The following is a 15,416-nucleotide window of genomic DNA, read 5'->3' on the forward strand; positions in this document are numbered from 1 at the left end:
AAAATCCGCGAATGCGGATTAATTGTTTTCCCGCGACGGAGAGCCTGCCATGTCTTCAGCCGTTTCCCGCAACCTCTCGTTTCTCGACCGCTATCTCACCCTGTGGATCTTTGCCGCCATGGCCCTCGGCGTCGGCCTGGGCTGGCTGATTCCCGGGGTCAAGAATTTCGTCAATTTTTTCACCATCGGCACAACCAACATCCCCATCGCCCTCGGCTTGATCCTCATGATGTATCCGCCCTTCGCCAAGGTGCGTTATGAGGACATGGGCGATGTGTTTCGCAACAAGAAGGTGCTCGGTCTGTCCCTGGTGCAGAACTGGGTGATCGGACCGGTACTGATGTTTGCACTGGCCATCATCTTTTTGCGCGACTACCCCGAATACATGGTGGGCCTGATCATGATCGGCCTGGCACGCTGCATCGCCATGGTCATCGTGTGGAACGAACTGGCCAAGGGCGATACGGAATACGCCGCCGGCCTGGTGGCCTTCAACAGCGTCTTTCAGGTCATTTTCTTTAGTGTCTACGCCTGGTTCTTCATCAGTGTGCTGCCACCCCTATTCGGCCTGCAGGGCGCGGTGGTCGACATCACCATCGGTGAAATCGCCCAAAGCGTGTTCATCTATCTCGGCATTCCCTTCCTCGCCGGAGCAATGACCCGTCTCATCGGCGTCAAACTGCTGGGACGCCGGCGCTATCACGCCGAGGTGGTGCCCAAGATCAGCCCGCTGACCCTCATCGCCCTGCTTTTCACCATCGTCGTCATGTTCAGCCTCAAAGGCGATCTCATCGTCCAGATTCCCTTGGATGTGGTGCGCATCGCCATTCCCCTGCTCATCTACTTCGTGTTCATGTTTCTGGTATCCTTTTGGATGGGAAGACTGGTCGGCGCCGACTACAGAAAAACCACTACCCTGGCCTTCACCGCCGCCAGCAACAACTTCGAACTGGCCATTGCCGTCGCGGTGGCGGTGTTCGGCCTGCACTCCGGCGCGGCTTTTGCCGCGGTCATCGGGCCGCTGGTGGAAGTTCCGGTGATGATCGCCCTGGTCAATGTGGCCTTCTGGTTTCAACGCCGCTATTTCCAATCGGCCCAGCAACCTAGCGTCGAATAAAGCGCAAAGGAGCCTGCCATGCTCGAAAAGGTTCTCATCGCCACGGATTTTTCTCCCGCCTCCGATTGTCTGCTGCACTGCGCGGGGGAATTCAAAAGCCTGGGCCTCAAGGAGGCGGTGCTGGCTCATGTCATCTATGTGGCCAACACGCCCGGGCTCGAGGATCGACTCATGGACGAAGTCCGGCCCCAAATCGCCCGCCAGCAGCGCCTTCTGGAAGAACAGGGCATCAAGGTGACCCCGGAGTTGCGTTACGGCGTGCCGGCGCGTGAACTCGACACCCTGGCCGAACAACATGGCGCGAATTGGATCCTGATCGGCTCGCGTGGTCGCAGTCTGGTGAAAACCCTGCTCGGCAGCATCTCCTTTCGCGTGTTGCAGGTCAGCCGCCGGCCGGTGTTTCTTTCGCGCATCGAGGTGCTTGGCGAGGGCGAGAGCTGTAGCATTTCGGTGTGCAAACGCTCCTTTGACAACATCCTTTTTGCCACCGATTTTTCCGATGCCGCCTATGCCGCTTTCGAGCATCTCGTCAAAATCGCCGAGGCTTACCGCCCGCGCATCACCCTGCTCCATGTTCTCGATGAGGAGTTCGCCGAGATCCATCTCTCCGGCCAGGGCATGGTTCAGCAACAGGCCAAGGATGAGGAACGCCTGGGCTTGATGAAAAAACGTCTCGAGGAGTTAGGAGCGCGGGTGAGCCTGGCGTGGGAGGTGGGCAAGCCGGATAGAGCCATCGTCGAGCGCACCCGGAACGAGGATTTCACCCTGGTGGTGATGGGCAATCACGGCAGGGGATTTCTGCGCGAAGCACTGCTGGGCAGCGTCGCCAACACCGTCGCGCGCCAGGCCGCAACGCCGGTTTTGCTGGTGCCCTCAGCGCCCTAGATTAATCATCCCTTGACCAACTGACCGATCGCCTGCGCCTTTCCCAGGAAGGAACAATCACGGGGCCATCGCGCTCCAAATGCAAAAAGGCCGACCCTCGCGGATCGGCCTCAATGCTTTTTTATTGGTCGGGGCGAGAGGATTTGAACCTCCGACCCCCAGCACCCCATGCTGGTGCGCTACCAGGCTGCGCTACGCCCCGTCAACCAATGCGTCGGGATTATGTTGGAATCGGGGATAAATGTCAAGCAGAAAAATCCCCCGATAAAAAACAAAAAACTCTTGTAACTTTAGGCTTTTATCAAGTCTTGCGGCGATCGATGACACGTTTGGCCTTGCCTTCGTGCCGCGGGATGGAGGCGGGTTCCACCAGCTTGACCTTGGCGCGCAGACCCAGGGTCGCGGCCAGGCGCTTTTCCACCAGACCGACGAATTCCCGCTGCTTTTTCATCTCGTCGAAGAAAATGGTTTCGTTGACCTCGACCTGCACCTCCAGGGTATCCATGTGCCCTTCTCGGTCGAGCACCAACTGATAATGAGGTTCGCAGCCCTCGACCTGGAACAGCACTTCCTCGATCTGCGTGGGAAAGACGTTGACACCCTTGACGATGAGCATGTCGTCGGAGCGCCCGCGGGTCTTTTCCATGCGCACCATGGTCCGGCCGCACCGGCAGGTGTCGTAATGCAGGCGCGTGATGTCGCGGGTGCGGTAGCGGATCATGGGGAAGGCTTCCTTGGTGAGGGTGGTCAACACCAGCTCGCCGACGGAACCGGGCGGCAGCACCTCGCAGGTCGCGGGGTCGATGATCTCGGGAATGAAATGATCCTCGAAGATGTGCATGCCGCACTTGTATTCGCACTCGCCCGCCACCCCGGGGCCCATGACTTCCGAAAGGCCGAAATTGTCCGTGGCGAGAATGCCGAGACGGGATTCGATCTCGCGGCGCATCTCCTCGCTCCAGGGCTCGGCGCCGAAGAGGCCGACACGCAGCTTGAGGCTGTCGGCGCCCAAGCCCATGCGATCCAGATGATCGGCGATGGTCAGAGCATAGGAGGGCGTGCAGACCAGGGCCGAGGATTGATAATCCTGCATGATCATGATCTGCTTTTCGGTGTTGCCGCTGGAGATGGGAATCACCGACGCGCCGATGCGCTCGGCCCCATAGTGCAGGCCGAAGGCGCCGGTAAACAGGCCGTAGCCGAAGGCGATATGCACGATGTCGTCGGCGGTGACGCCGGCGGCGGTCATCATGCGCGCGACCAACTCCGTCCAGTTGTTGAGATCGTTGCGCGTGTAGCCGACCACCGTGGGCTTACCGGTGGTGCCGCTGGAGGAATGGATGCGCACCACTTCCCGCAGGGGCACGGCGAACATGCCGTAGGGGTAGTTGAGGCGCAAATCTTCCTTGGTGGTGAAGGGAAAACGGGCCAGATCGGAAAGCTGCCGCAGGTCCTTGGCGCTGACGCCGGCATCCAGGAATTTTTTTTGATAGCAGGGAACGTTGCGATAGGCACGTTCAAGAGTGGTGCGCAACTGCTCGAATTGCAGCGCCGTCAACTGGTCACGCGCCATGCATTCGCGATCGGGATCCCAGATCCTCATGCCGAACCTTCCTGAGAAAACCTTATGCGGTTTCGAGAAAAAGAATCCTAAAACACTGAATTACATGCAATAAACACGCTCTCCGACCAGAACCTTGACGCCCTGTTCGGTGAGCACGCGGATGGCGCCTTCCGTATCGTCGAAGCGGAAGATGATGACGGCGTTCTCGCCGCAGCGCTCGACAAAGGCGTACATGTACTCGACGTTGATGCGCGAGGCATCGAGAACCTGGAGGATGCTGTTGAGCCCCAGGGGCCGATCCGGCACCTCGACGGCAACCACCTCGGTTTTATTGACGGTAAAGCCCTTGCTCTTGAGCACGTCCTTGGCGGTATCGGTCTTGTCGACGATCAGGCGCAGGATGCCGAAATCCGAGGTATCGGCCAGGGACAGGGCGCGAATGTTGACGCCCGCCTCGCCCAGCACCCGCGTGACTTCGGCCAGACGACCGGATTTGTTCTCGATGAAAATGGAAATCTGCTCGACTTTCATGACTCTCCCCTCTCCTTTTTGGGTTGGTTCAGAGTTGCGGCCGGTTGTCGATGACGCGCTTAGCCTTGCCCTCGCTGCGGGTGATGGTCTTGGTTTCGACGAGGCGCACCTTGCAGGTTACGCCGAGAAGATCCTTGATTTCCTTGCGGATGCGGTTGGACAACTCCTGCAGGACCTTGATTTCGTCGGAGAAGGTACGCTCGTTGACTTCAACTTGCACCTCCAGGGAATCGAGGTTTTCTTCCCGATCGACGATCAGCTGGTAATGGGGCTCGACACCCTCGATGTTGATGAGGATGCTCTCGATCTGCGAGGGAAACACATTGACGCCGCGAATGATGAGCATGTCGTCGCTGCGCCCGCTCAAGCGCTCGATGCGCTTGTGGGTGCGCCCGCAGATGCAGGGCTCGGCGATCAGGCGGGTGATGTCGCGGGTGCGGTAGCGAATCAGGGGAATGCCTTCCTTGGTGATGGTGGTGATGACCAGTTCACCCCTCTCCCCGTCGGGCAAGACTTCGCCGGTGTCGGGATTGATGATTTCCGGCAGGAAATGATCTTCCCACATGTGCAGGCCGTTTTGCGCCTCGTTACACTCTATGGCGACGCCGGGACCGAGGATTTCGGACAGGCCGTAGATGTCGATGGCCTTGAGATTGAGCTTGGCCTCGATCTCGTCGCGCATCTTCTCACTCCAGGGCTCGGCGCCGAAGATGCCGATGCGCAGCTTGAAGTCGCGAATGTCGAGGCCCATTTCCGCCACCGATTCAGCCAGAAACAGGCTGTAGGAGGGCGTGCAGGTCAGCACCGTGGAACCGAAATCCTGCATGATCATGATCTGTTTCTTGGTGTTGCCGCCGGACATGGGGATGACCGAGGCCCCCAGGCGCTCGGCGCCGTAGTGCGCACCCAAACCGCCGGTAAATAGACCGTAGCCATAGGCGTTGTGGATGACATCGCCCTTGTGTGCGCCGGCGGCGACGAAGGAGCGCGCCATGAGTTCCGACCAGGTGTCGATGTCGCGGCGGGTGTAGCCGACAACCGTGGGTTTGCCGGTGGTGCCGGAGCTGGCATGAATGCGCACGATCTGCTCTAGGGGCACGGCAAACAGCCCGTAGGGGTAGTTGTCGCGCATGTCCTGCTTGAGGGTGAAGGGAAAGCGACGCAGGTCATCCAGGCTTTTGAGCTGCTCGGGCGTCACGCCGGCGCGGCGGAAATGCTCGCGGTAAAAGGGCACCGTGGCATTGACCCGCTCCAGCGTCTGGCGCAGGCGCTTGAATTGCAGGGATTCAATCGCCTCGCGCGGCAGGGTTTCGAATTCATCGTTCCAGATCATGGCAAACCCCTTAAAGACGGAGATGAGTGACAATCATCACTCATCTCCTTTGTGGTTCAAGCCTGGCGTCCCAGGGCGAAGGCTTTCAGATTTTCGTCGAGGAACTTCGCGGGAACCCGGTTGTGCATGGCTTGATTCCAAGCCTCCGCGGAGATCTCCATCATGTTGGACAAGGCCCCGAGCAGCACGGTGTTGACCGTGCGCATGTTGCCGGCCTGCTGGGCGAGGGCCATGGCATTGACGATGCGGCTGCGGGGAAAGGCGGCCCTGATCTTGTCCGGAATATCCTCGGGATAGTTTTCCTTGCCGAGGGCCACGCCGGGAGGCACGATTTGCAGGTCGCTGGCGACCACCTGGCCGTCCTTCTTGAGCAGCGGCAGGTAGCGGTAGGATTCGAGCAGCTCGAAACCAAAGAGGATATCGGCTTCGCCCTCGGGAATGATGGGCGAGTAGACCTTCTCGCCGTAACGCACGTGGGACACGACGCTGCCGCCGCGCTGGGCCATGCCGTGCACCTCGGCCTTCTTCACGTCGTAACCGCCGAGCATGAGCACTTCGGAAAGAATTTCGCTGGCGAGCAGGATACCCTGACCGCCGACCCCGACCAGCAGGATGTTTTGCACCTTATTTTTCATCGCAGACTCCAAACGCACCGAATTTACACACCTGCATGCAGACCTCGCAACCCACGCAGATCAGCTTGTCGATTTCCGCCTGACCCTTGGTTCCGGCCGTCGGATTCCATTTGATGGCAGGACAGCCGAGCTTGAGGCAGGCCTTGCAGGCCGTGCATTTGTCGGCGTCGACAAACAGGGGTGGTTTTCTCTGGATCAGGTCGCGCTTGTGCAGCATGCAGGCGCGCCGGGTGATGATGACGCTAACCTCGGGGCGCTCCATCTCGCGCTTGATCAGCTCGCGGGTTTCCTCCAGGCCATAGGGGTCGATGGTGTACACATGCTTGACCCCCACCGAGCGACACAAGCCTTCGAGATCCACCTGGTAGCTGGGGTCGCCTTTGAGGCTGTAGCCCGTGCCGGGATGGTCCTGGCGGCCGGTCATGCCCGTGGTGCTGTTGTCGAGAATGATCAGGGTGGCGGTGGAGCCGTTGTAGACCATGTCGATCAGGCCGTTGATGCCGGTGTGCAGGAAGGTCGAATCGCCGATGACGGCCACCACCTTTTTCTGCTCCTCGGGAGGCAACACCTTGCTGATGCCGGTGGCGTTGCCGATGCTGGCACCCATGCACACGCAAGTGTCCATGGCCGAGAGCGGCGGCATGAAGCCCAGGGTGTAGCAACCGATGTCGCCGGTGACGTAGGCCTTAAGGCGGTTGAGCTCATAGAACACCCCGCGATGGGGACAGCCGGGACACATGTTGGGCGGACGCTGCGGCAGGGTCTCCGTGGGAGTGAATCCCTCGGGAATTTCCTGTTTGAACAGGCCGGCGGCCACGCGGCCGGGGGTCAGCTCGCCGCAGACCGACAGCAGATCCTTGCCGTGCACCTCGATACCCATGGCCCGCACCTGCTCTTCGATGAAGGGATCGAGTTCCTCGATGACGTAGAGCGTCTTGCAGCGCGCGGCGAATTCGCGAATCAGTTGCTTGGGCAGCGGATGCACCAGGCCGAGTTTAAGCACATGGGCCTCGGGCAGCACTTCCTTGGCGTATTGGTAAGCCACGCCGGCGGTGATGACGCCCACATCGCCCCGGCCTTCCTCGATGCGGTTGAAGGACTGGGAGCAGGACCACTCGGCCATGTTCGCCAGGCGCTCCTCGACAAAGTAGTGCCGCTTGCGGGCATTGCCGGGCAGCATGACCAGCTTGGCCGGATCACGGACCAGGCTCGGCGCGGGAAGGTTCTCAACCGGCGCCTGGGGATAAACAATGGACTTGGAATGGGAAATGCGCGTGGTCGAGCGCACCATGACCGGCGTGTCGAACTGCTCGCTCGCCTCGAACGCCAAGCGGGTGAAGGCGCGCGCCTCCTCGCTGTCGGAGGGCTCGAACATGGGCACCTTGGCAAAGCGCGCGTAATGGCGGCTGTCCTGCTCGTTCTGGGACGAATGCAGTTCTGGGTCGTCGGCGACGATCAGCACCAGACCGCCGCGCACGCCTGTATAGGAGAGAGTGAACAGGGGATCGGCCGCCACGTTGACACCCACGTGCTTCATGGTGCACAGGGCGCGCGCGCCGCCGAAGCAGGCGCCGATGGCCACCTCCAGGGACACCTTTTCGTTGGGCGCCCAGGAAGAGTCGATGCTGGGATAGTGATGGGCGATGTTTTCAAGAATTTCCGTGCTGGGCGTGCCGGGATAAGCCGAGGCCACCTTGACGCCTGCTTCGAAGGCGCCGCGGGCAAAGGCTTCATTGCCCGAGAGAATGGTCTTGTCCATGGATGTCCTTTCCAGAGTCGCGATCAGCGGTCAAATGTGCAGGGGAAATTGCGGAACAGGGACTATAGATCAAGCGGGGGAGAAAGTCAATTTCATTCAGGATTATGGGGAGTTGGCGCCCGCTCCCAGGGAAGCGGGCGCCCGGAATCTATTTGCGCCCGACCAGGGCCTTGGTCACGTTGAAGGTGTGATCGCCGATCTTTTCAAAGCTGTGCAGCATGTCGATAAAGATCAGGCCGGGCTGCACCGCGCACTCGCCGGTATTGAGACGGGCAATGTGGCCGTTGCGGTAGGTTTCCTCGGTCTGGTTGATGGCGCGCTCCATGAACTCGGCCTTGTCCATGACCGAAACATCATTGCGTTCCAGGGCCGAGACGATGAGGGTGAGAAAATCGCGGGTTTTCTGAGCCATGTCGGCGATGTCGTTATCGGCGATCTCCGAGAAAATGATCTTCTGCTGCTGCTTGCGCTGCGCCAGCAGCCAGATTTTCTCGCAGTAATCACCGATACGTTCAAAGTCGTTGACCATATGCATGAGCGAGGCGATGTCCTTGGAGGTTTGGGACGAGATGGGCTGCTGGGAGAGCGCCACCAGGAAGTTGGTGATGTCCCTTTGCAGCAGGTCGACCATCTCTTCCTTCTTAATCAGGCCCTCCAGGCGCTTTTCGTTCGGCTCCTTGAGATAGAGGGTGGTCTCATCCACCATTTCAAGACAGATCTGGCCCATGCGGCGGGTTTCGGAACGTGCTTGGCCCAGGGCGATGGGCGGGGTATTCAACACGCGGGTGTCGATGTATTTCAGATGATATTCGGATATCTCATCCTTACCGCGAATGAGGATGGTTGTGAGTTTGGCCAGGATGCCGATGATAGGCAGGAAAATCAGGGTATTGATGATGTTGAACAGGGTATGGGTGTTGGCGATGTGGCGCGCGATGTAAGGGTTGTCGCCTACCCGCATGCCGAAGGCGTCGGCCTGCGCCTGAGTTTGCAGAATCAGGTTGGGATCGCCCGGCGTGATGGCGGTGATGATCTGTAGAAAAACGGGAAAGAGCACCAGCATGTAGGCCACGCCGATGACGTTGAACAGAAAATGCGCCAAGGCGGTGCGCCGCGCCGCCAGATTGGTGCCTAGGGCGGCGAGATTGGCGGTGACGGTGGTGCCGATATTCTCCCCGAGAATCAGGGCGACGCTCGACTCGAAGGTCAGCAGACCGCTGCTGGCCAAGGCCAGGGTGATGGCGATGACCGCGGTACTGCTCTGCACGATGACCGTCATGATGGCCCCGACCAGCACGCCGAGCAGCAGGTTGTCGCCGATGAGCAGGAAAAACTGGCGGAACTGTTCGCTGGTCTTGAAGGGATCGAAGGCGTCGCGCATGATGGTCAAGCCGAAGAACAGCATGCCGAAACCCAGCAGCGCCTCGCCCACATAGGAATAGGTTCGTTTTTTCCGGCAAAAAAGCATGAGCATGACGCCGAAACCGATGGCCGGCAGGGCGTACTTGGTGATCTTGAAGGCGATGATCTGGGCCGTGACGGTGGTGCCGATATTGGCGCCAAGCACCACGCCGATGGCCTGCATGAGATTCATCAGGCCGGCGTTGACGAAACCCACGACCATGACGGTGGTGGCGCTCGATGATTGAATGATGGTGGTGACGCCGATACCGACCAGGGTTCCCATGATGCGGTTGTTGGTGAGGGCGGCGAGAATCTTGCGCATGCGCTCGCCGGCAAGTTTCTGCAAACCCTCCGACATGATCTTCATGCCGTAGAGAAACAGACCGAGACCACCGAAGAGACCAAATAGAAAAGCCTCATTGAGGAGAACAGACATGGATTTCTCCAGTACCCGCCAGGGGGAGAGAGATAAGTGTTAGGAAAAGATGAGGATGACGCGAAAAACGCGCTGAATATAGCGGAAGGGTCAGTTTTTTTCAACGGAAAAGGGGAAGCGAAAATCTTCCTCCCCCGACAGAGAAGAATCGGGCATAAAATAGCGCAATTCAAAGGATTTCATGCGCGTCAAATCCGCCACGAAGTAGATCAGTCCGGAGACGCGGCTACCGGGCAGCAAAATGGATTCCGGCAAGGCCTCGGTGTGCAGGGTCTGGGGGAAGCGCTGGGGAAAATACGGCAGGGAGCTGTCGAAAGTCGCGGCCTGGGAAACACGGACCGCGTCCTTAAGGTAGTAGTACCCGACGTAGGGATAGGGGATCAGGTAAAAGGAGTCTCGCGCGATCATCTCCTGGACCTTGGCGGGGGTCAGGGGCGTTGCCTGACGGCCGGTTTCGTCCACCAGAAAAAACCCGCCGAGGCTCAGGTTAAGTTCCTGGTTGCCGCTGTTGACGGCGGCGACGTGAAAGGACACCAGATTGTCGACGCGCTGATAGGGGCGAACTTCAAGATCCTGCACGCGAACGCTCAGGCTCAGGTTGTTCTTGACCTGGGTGATGGATCCCTCGGCCAGGTTGACCTGGGAACCTTCTCCGGGCTGAGGAACGATTTTCACGCCGGCACAGCCGCACAGAAACAGCAAGGCGCAGAGGGAAAGGGCAACCAGTCGCGTCGTCATGGTCATTGACCTCCGGCATGATGGGGCGATTTGCCCAGAACAAAACGCAGCATTTCGTGAAAATCTTCTTCCGCCGCACGTACCCGCTCGCTGAAAACCCGCACGATATTGCGCATGAGCTTCATGCCCAGACGCGGGTGACGCTCACAGAGTTGGTCGAAATCCTTGCGTGTCAGATTGAGCAGCGAAGCCGCTTCGACGATGCGCGCCGTCACGGGGCGCAGGCCCGGAGCAATCACCGCCAGTTCACCGAAAACATTCTCGGGGCCGAGGATCAGCAAGGTCCGCTCCTCGCCGTCGGGGGACATCCGCGAGATCTGCACCGCTCCCTGCTGAATCAGATACAGGGATTCGCCGGGCATGTTTTCGATAAAGACCGTGGTGCCCTCGATCATCCGCCGGGGCACGAAGGTTTCTCCCAGCAGGCTCAGCTCGCCCTCATCAAGTCCCTTGAGCAAGGGGCAATCCCGCAATTCTTCAAAAATCCGCATCTCCATTGCATCTACCGTTTGATGAGCTGGTCGACCTCGACCGGATGAATGTCCAGAAGATTATCATAGACCACGATTTCCGCACGATCGGGGGGCGGCTGCGAACCGGCGCCGCGGCCGGACAACTGGCCGTTGAGAGTGTAGCGTTCGGTCCCGGCACCCTTCGCGTGCAGAAAATTCCACACCGCCTGAGCGCGCAGCATGGCCTGGGTCACGCCATCCGCGTCTTTTCCGGCCACGGCCGAAAATCCCTCGACACGCACCAGTTTCAAGGCCGGATCCAGGTTGCGCAGGCGCGGAAGCAGCGCCAGGATCTGGGCTTCGCCCTGTTTATCGAGATCGGTGGAACCTTCCGGAAAATAAATGGTTCCCAACACCTGGCGACTTGAAAAAAAAGCGTCGATGTCCCGCGCCGAGGAGTGAGGGGCAAGGGTCAACAGGAAGCAAAATGCCGCCCCCAGCACCAAGCTGATCGTTTTCACCGGGACGACTCCTTGGGCAGCAGTACCAGAATTTCGACCCGGCGATTGGCGGCGCGCCCCTCAACCGTATCGTTATCGGCAATGGGCTGATCCTGACCGAAACCCTTGACGAAAATCCGCGCCGGGTCAAGACCCTCATGATTGACGATATGGGCGCCCAGGGAAATCGCGCGCCGCAGCGAAAGACGTGAATTGTACTGTTCCGATCCGACATTGTCGGTGTGACCGTCGATGCGCAGCAAAAACCAGCGGCCATCCTCACGCAGGTTTTGGAGGATGTCGAAAACCGCCTGGCGTCCCTCCTCGGAGAGGGTCCACTGGTCATGGGCGAAAGTCAATGCCGGCAGACGGAACTTACGATAAACGAAGGTCTTGATCGCGGTATCGCCGCCCCCGTCCCCGTTCTCGGCGACAGCCTCCCCTTCGCCCTCCTCCGCCAGATCCTGGGTCTCGGTGGATGTCATGGGCGCAATGGCGCTGAATCCGCGGGTGCGAACCGCCGGGGACTCTTCGAGGGGCAGCCGTTCGGCGCGGCTCAGCACGACCTCGGCGGCCTGACCCGGCGGCGGCACCGGCACCTCGAGTTTTTCCACCCCGGTCAGGGCGCGTGGTCGAGCCTGCGCGGCGAGCAAGGGCGAGAGGGGACGGATCAGGGGAATCGGCCCGGCGGCTTCCTCGCCTTCCTTGACTTCGAGAGGATCGGGCGGCTGGATCACGCGAGGCACCGGCGTAAAATAGGTGCCCACCCCCTGGGTGGTCGACATGCCGAGCAGAACCCGCCAGCCCGGACTGGCATCGTAGAGGCCGAAACCCACCCCAAGGTTGAGGGTCAGGTGGGGAGAGGCGAAATACTGAAGACCGACGGTGGCTTCGCCCTCATCCCCCCTCCCCGCCTCTTTTTCCGTGGCGTAGCTGACTTCGGCAATGAGGCGCGCGCGGGGGTTCGGATAGAATTCAATGCCTCCGCCGGCGACGACCTGGTCATCGAAAACGGCATCCGCCGGGTTGTCGTTGATCTGGTAGCCGACATTGGCGTGCACGCCGAACCGTTCGGGGCGGTAACTGACAATCATGCGCCCCAGGTAGCTGTTGATGCCGTCGCGTCCCGGCTGGTCCGACACCGAGCGGCGGCCCTGGATATCCAGGGCCAGCTTGAACGGGGCGGAGCGCTTGCCGAGAATGCGCGACTTGAAGCCCAGGGCCACATCGCCCTTGCCGCTTTGCAGGTCGTCGTCGTTGAACAGCAGGTTGGGATAGGAACCGTAGACTTCGAGAAAGGAGCCCAGGCCCAGGGTCAGGGCGGCGGGGACAATGGTTGCCGAACCGCTGTCGGAATCGGAGTGATCGAGCCACAAGCCGAAGCTGAGATTGCCGGCGTCCAGGGTTTCGGCGTTCGGCTGGGTCAGCAGGCCGCTGATGCCGAACTGGGTTGGAACCGCGCCACCAGGAGCTGGAAACATCAGCCCCAAGGCCAGGATGCTCGAAGCAAGCAACATGACGGTGGCGGTTCTCATTCAAATCCTTTCCCTTGGGCAGCTTGGGTCGATCCACTATGGCAAAAAAATAATTAATCGGATCTTAATACTATTGGCGTTCAAAATCAATCCCTGATTACCTACCGACTTTCACGCAAGGACAGATACTGCTGCATGTAGCCGATATAGTTTTCCGCGGAAAGCTTCAGGTGCGCCAGCTCCTTGTCGTTGAGCGCCCGCTTGACGCGTGCCGGGCTGCCCAGGGCCAGGTGCCCCGAAGGGATGTGCGTCCCCGGCGCCACCAGGGACCCGGCGGCGATCAGGCAATCATCCCCGATCACCGCGCCGTCGAGGATGATGGCGCCGATGCCGATCAGGCAGCGATTGCCGATGGTGCACCCGTGCAGGGTGACGTTATGGCCGACGGTCACATCGTCGCCGAGAAGGGTCGGATGAATGTGGCGGGTGACGTGGATGACGCTGCCGTCCTGGATATTGGTGCGCTCGCCGATGCGGATGTGATTGACATCCCCGCGAACGACCACATTGAACCAGAGGCTCGACTGATGACCGATGACGACATCGCCGATCACCCGGGCGCTTTCCTCGACAAACACCTCTCCTTCAAGACGGGGCTCTGCGTTAACAAAGGGCAGCAACATGGGAGTCTCCTGAATGAATTTTTCTATCATGAACCATGCCAAAGAAAGACTGGAAAACAAAAAACCACCGATGGCCCGTCCGAACGAAGCAAGCCCGGAAAAGACGGACTTTTCCGGGCTTGCCAGAATCATTTAAGTCATCAAGCCGGCATCACGCAGGTATACCTCGACCTGCTTTCGGCCAAATGACAACTTTTCGACCCAAGGGAGCGCTTAATGACTTTTGTTGACGCGTTCCCGCAACTCCTTGCCGACTTTGAAAAACGGCAGCTTCTTGGGCTTGACGTGAATGACCTCGCCGGTTTTGGGATTGCGTCCCATGTAATCCTTGTAATCCTTGACGACGAAACTGCCGAAGCCGCGGATTTCAATCCGGTCGCTCTTGATCAGGGCATCCGTCATGGAATTGAAGATCAGATTGACGATTTCCTCGGACTTCTTGTAGGTCAGGTTTTTTTTGCTGGCCAGTTTTTCCACGAGTTCAGACTTGTTCATGGTGCCTCCCCGGGAATCTCGATCACCTTGGCTCGGACCCCAAAACAATCCTAACCGCCTAAAACCTTTGTCAAAAATATACCCCCTGAGGAAAAGCTGTCAACTTGGCCCGAACTTTTCGCCCCGTCAGAGGGCGGAGATCAGTTTTTGACCTGATTCCTTAAGTTCCGGTGCCAGATCGGGATGCGCCAAAGCCTGCTCAATGAGCGCGCGGCCCTCCTTCTTCCAACCACGCGCCAGATAGGTTTCGCCGATGCGCAAGGGCCAACGCGGATTGGCCGGCTCTTGCCGCGCCGCCTGATTGAAGGCATCCAGGGCTTTTTCGAGGTTGCGTCCGTGGCGCAGCCAGAATTCGGCCAGATAGGCCGATGCGCCGCCCTTGCACCCGCCGCCGCCCGTCGCGGACAGCAACGCCTCGGCTTCGCCGAGTTCTCCGCGCCGCTCATGCAACGAGGCCGCCAACAACAGCACGTCAAGCTCGGCGGCGCCGGTTCGCAGGGCCTCGCGGGCAGAGCTCAACGCCTGGTCGGCATTGCCCTCCCGAGCGTGAATGAAGGCCAGGCGCCCCAGACAAAAGGATTTGGCGGTGCCGGTTTCAATGCCGCGCTCGGCCTGTTTCTTCGCCTCATTGTAGGCGTTTTGCGCCAGCTCCAGGGTAATGAGCGCCTCCAGGGCCTGCTCATGGGATGGATTGAGTTGCAGGGCTAGATGCAAATCCCGGCGCGCGCCGGCAAAATCGCCGGTGCGCGCCAAAAGACCGCCGCGCTCAAAGTAGAACAGATCGTCGCGCGCCCCTTCGGCAACCTGGGCATAGAGTTCGACCGCTTCGGCGTCACGACCATCATGAGCCGCCAGAAAGGCCTTGCGGAACGCGGCGCCGACCCCGGCATAGCGTTGTGCCATCTCGGGCGGATAGGAGCTCAGGGTCAGTTCAAAACGTGTTTCCTCGTCAAGGTGATCCACCTCGCCGCTATCCGAGGCGTATCCCGCGCCGCCCCCGCAACTTCCGCCGCCGCAGTGACCCGCCGCCGGAGCGGCAACGAGAGGCGGTGGCGAAGCGGCCTTGCGGCCCAGGGCGTCGGCGATGTTTTGCCGCAACTGACCATCGCGGGCCTGAGCCAGCGCCAGCTCAAGATGTTCACGCCCCTTGTCCTCGTCGCCGGCACGCCGACAGGCCTCGCCTTCCTCCAGATTAAGCCGGGCCAGACAATCACCTGCCTCAGACAGCAGATGCGCCAATTCATCCTGCTCGGGGGCGGAAAGAGAATGCGGATCGATGCCTTCGCCGATGCGCAGGGCGTCGGCCCAGCGACTGTCGCGCACGGCGCCGCGCACCTGATCGAGGGGATTCTTGCGACCGAATAAGCGAGAAAAAACCATATGGAGTTCCTGTCGGGCAAAGGCGAACG

16 protein-coding genes and 1 tRNA gene are annotated in these 15,416 nt (G+C 59.9%); 3 read left to right on the forward strand and 14 right to left on the reverse strand.

Annotation, left to right across the window (positions count from 1 at the left end):
• Positions 1-49: 49 nt before the first annotated feature.
• Both arsB and QAT43_RS00295 read left to right on the forward strand, forming a co-directional pair.
• Positions 50-1,117, forward strand: coding sequence for an ACR3 family arsenite efflux transporter (arsB, locus tag QAT43_RS00290; RefSeq protein ID WP_305041017.1), 1,068 nt, complete (start codon positions 50-52; stop codon positions 1,115-1,117).
• Positions 1,118-1,135: 18 nt separating this feature from the next.
• Positions 1,136-2,002 (forward strand): universal stress protein, encoded by an 867-nt coding sequence (locus QAT43_RS00295; RefSeq protein WP_305041018.1) that lies wholly within the window; start codon positions 1,136-1,138, stop codon positions 2,000-2,002.
• Positions 2,003-2,127: 125 nt separating this feature from the next.
• Here the strand turns inward: QAT43_RS00295 and QAT43_RS00300 are convergent.
• The 12 genes from QAT43_RS00300 to QAT43_RS00355 form a co-directional block, all read right to left on the reverse strand.
• A tRNA-Pro gene (locus QAT43_RS00300) sits at positions 2,128-2,204 on the reverse strand.
• A gap of 99 nt (positions 2,205-2,303) precedes the next feature.
• Positions 2,304-3,605: a phenylacetate--CoA ligase family protein gene (locus QAT43_RS00305; protein WP_305041019.1), complete on the reverse strand. Its 1,302-nt coding sequence runs from the start codon at positions 3,603-3,605 to the stop codon at positions 2,304-2,306.
• Between the two features lie 60 nt (positions 3,606-3,665).
• Positions 3,666-4,097: an ACT domain-containing protein gene (locus QAT43_RS00310; RefSeq protein ID WP_305041020.1), complete on the reverse strand. Its 432-nt coding sequence runs from the start codon at positions 4,095-4,097 to the stop codon at positions 3,666-3,668.
• Between the two features lie 28 nt (positions 4,098-4,125).
• Complete coding sequence (locus QAT43_RS00315; RefSeq protein ID WP_305041021.1) at positions 4,126-5,430, reverse strand: phenylacetate--CoA ligase family protein; 1,305 nt, start codon at positions 5,428-5,430, stop codon at positions 4,126-4,128.
• Positions 5,431-5,486: 56 nt separating this feature from the next.
• Positions 5,487-6,065, reverse strand: coding sequence for an indolepyruvate oxidoreductase subunit beta (locus QAT43_RS00320; protein ID WP_305041022.1), 579 nt, complete (start codon positions 6,063-6,065; stop codon positions 5,487-5,489).
• Positions 6,055-7,824: an indolepyruvate ferredoxin oxidoreductase subunit alpha gene (gene iorA / locus QAT43_RS00325; protein WP_305041023.1), complete on the reverse strand. Its 1,770-nt coding sequence runs from the start codon at positions 7,822-7,824 to the stop codon at positions 6,055-6,057. The genes QAT43_RS00320 and iorA overlap by 11 nt, the downstream gene beginning before the upstream one ends.
• A 148-nt stretch (positions 7,825-7,972) precedes the next feature.
• Positions 7,973-9,664 carry a Na/Pi cotransporter family protein gene (locus tag QAT43_RS00330; protein WP_305041024.1) on the reverse strand — a complete coding sequence of 564 codons (1,692 nt, stop codon included), beginning with the start codon at positions 9,662-9,664 and terminating at the stop codon, positions 7,973-7,975.
• 90 nt (positions 9,665-9,754) lie between these two features.
• Complete coding sequence (locus QAT43_RS00335) at positions 9,755-10,402, reverse strand: hypothetical protein (RefSeq protein WP_305041025.1); 648 nt, start codon at positions 10,400-10,402, stop codon at positions 9,755-9,757.
• 2 nt (positions 10,403-10,404) lie between these two features.
• Positions 10,405-10,893 (reverse strand): Crp/Fnr family transcriptional regulator, encoded by a 489-nt coding sequence (locus QAT43_RS00340; protein WP_305041026.1) that lies wholly within the window; start codon positions 10,891-10,893, stop codon positions 10,405-10,407.
• Between the two features lie 11 nt (positions 10,894-10,904).
• Positions 10,905-11,375, reverse strand: coding sequence for an OmpA family protein (locus tag QAT43_RS00345; protein ID WP_305041027.1), 471 nt, complete (start codon positions 11,373-11,375; stop codon positions 10,905-10,907).
• Positions 11,372-12,889, reverse strand: coding sequence for an OmpA family protein (locus QAT43_RS00350; RefSeq protein ID WP_305041028.1), 1,518 nt, complete (start codon positions 12,887-12,889; stop codon positions 11,372-11,374). The genes QAT43_RS00345 and QAT43_RS00350 overlap by 4 nt, the downstream gene beginning before the upstream one ends.
• A gap of 101 nt (positions 12,890-12,990) precedes the next feature.
• Positions 12,991-13,512 carry a gamma carbonic anhydrase family protein gene (locus tag QAT43_RS00355; protein WP_305041029.1) on the reverse strand — a complete coding sequence of 174 codons (522 nt, stop codon included), beginning with the start codon at positions 13,510-13,512 and terminating at the stop codon, positions 12,991-12,993.
• 13 nt (positions 13,513-13,525) lie between these two features.
• Between QAT43_RS00355 and QAT43_RS00360 the strand changes: the two genes are divergently transcribed.
• Positions 13,526-13,648 (forward strand): hypothetical protein, encoded by a 123-nt coding sequence (locus QAT43_RS00360; RefSeq protein WP_305041030.1) that lies wholly within the window; start codon positions 13,526-13,528, stop codon positions 13,646-13,648.
• Between the two features lie 77 nt (positions 13,649-13,725).
• Here QAT43_RS00360 and QAT43_RS00365 read toward each other — a convergent pair whose 3' ends face one another.
• Both QAT43_RS00365 and QAT43_RS00370 read right to left on the reverse strand, forming a co-directional pair.
• Positions 13,726-14,007, reverse strand: a complete 282-nt coding sequence (locus QAT43_RS00365) for an HU family DNA-binding protein (RefSeq protein WP_305041031.1) — start codon at positions 14,005-14,007, stop codon at positions 13,726-13,728.
• A 126-nt stretch (positions 14,008-14,133) separates the two neighbouring features.
• Positions 14,134-15,387, reverse strand: a complete 1,254-nt coding sequence (locus QAT43_RS00370; protein ID WP_305041032.1) for a tetratricopeptide repeat protein — start codon at positions 15,385-15,387, stop codon at positions 14,134-14,136.
• Positions 15,388-15,416 lie beyond the last annotated feature (29 nt).

The sequence above is a fragment of the Geoalkalibacter sp. genome (genome assembly GCF_030604225.1).
GTDB lineage: Bacteria > Desulfobacterota > Desulfuromonadia > Desulfuromonadales > Geoalkalibacteraceae > Geoalkalibacter.

What these genes read in the sequence shown, in the direction of transcription:
- arsB (WP_305041017.1), top strand. Translation starts at nt 50, where the DNA reads ATGTCTTCAGCCGTTTCCCGCAACCTCTCGTTTCTCGACCGCTATCTC.
- QAT43_RS00330 (WP_305041024.1), bottom strand. Translation starts at nt 9,664, where the DNA reads ATGTCTGTTCTCCTCAATGAGGCTTTTCTATTTGGTCTCTTCGGTGGT.
- QAT43_RS00360 (WP_305041030.1), top strand. Translation starts at nt 13,526, where the DNA reads ATGAATTTTTCTATCATGAACCATGCCAAAGAAAGACTGGAAAACAAA.
- QAT43_RS00370 (WP_305041032.1), bottom strand. Translation starts at nt 15,387, where the DNA reads ATGGTTTTTTCTCGCTTATTCGGTCGCAAGAATCCCCTCGATCAGGTG.
- iorA (WP_305041023.1), bottom strand. Translation starts at nt 7,824, where the DNA reads ATGGACAAGACCATTCTCTCGGGCAATGAAGCCTTTGCCCGCGGCGCC.
- QAT43_RS00355 (WP_305041029.1), bottom strand. Translation starts at nt 13,512, where the DNA reads ATGTTGCTGCCCTTTGTTAACGCAGAGCCCCGTCTTGAAGGAGAGGTG.
- QAT43_RS00310 (WP_305041020.1), bottom strand. Translation starts at nt 4,097, where the DNA reads ATGAAAGTCGAGCAGATTTCCATTTTCATCGAGAACAAATCCGGTCGT.
- QAT43_RS00320 (WP_305041022.1), bottom strand. Translation starts at nt 6,065, where the DNA reads ATGAAAAATAAGGTGCAAAACATCCTGCTGGTCGGGGTCGGCGGTCAG.
- QAT43_RS00295 (WP_305041018.1), top strand. Translation starts at nt 1,136, where the DNA reads ATGCTCGAAAAGGTTCTCATCGCCACGGATTTTTCTCCCGCCTCCGAT.
- QAT43_RS00365 (WP_305041031.1), bottom strand. Translation starts at nt 14,007, where the DNA reads ATGAACAAGTCTGAACTCGTGGAAAAACTGGCCAGCAAAAAAAACCTG.
- QAT43_RS00335 (WP_305041025.1), bottom strand. Translation starts at nt 10,402, where the DNA reads ATGACGACGCGACTGGTTGCCCTTTCCCTCTGCGCCTTGCTGTTTCTG.
- QAT43_RS00350 (WP_305041028.1), bottom strand. Translation starts at nt 12,889, where the DNA reads ATGAGAACCGCCACCGTCATGTTGCTTGCTTCGAGCATCCTGGCCTTG.
- QAT43_RS00340 (WP_305041026.1), bottom strand. Translation starts at nt 10,893, where the DNA reads ATGCGGATTTTTGAAGAATTGCGGGATTGCCCCTTGCTCAAGGGACTT.
- QAT43_RS00315 (WP_305041021.1), bottom strand. Translation starts at nt 5,430, where the DNA reads ATGATCTGGAACGATGAATTCGAAACCCTGCCGCGCGAGGCGATTGAA.
- QAT43_RS00305 (WP_305041019.1), bottom strand. Translation starts at nt 3,605, where the DNA reads ATGAGGATCTGGGATCCCGATCGCGAATGCATGGCGCGTGACCAGTTG.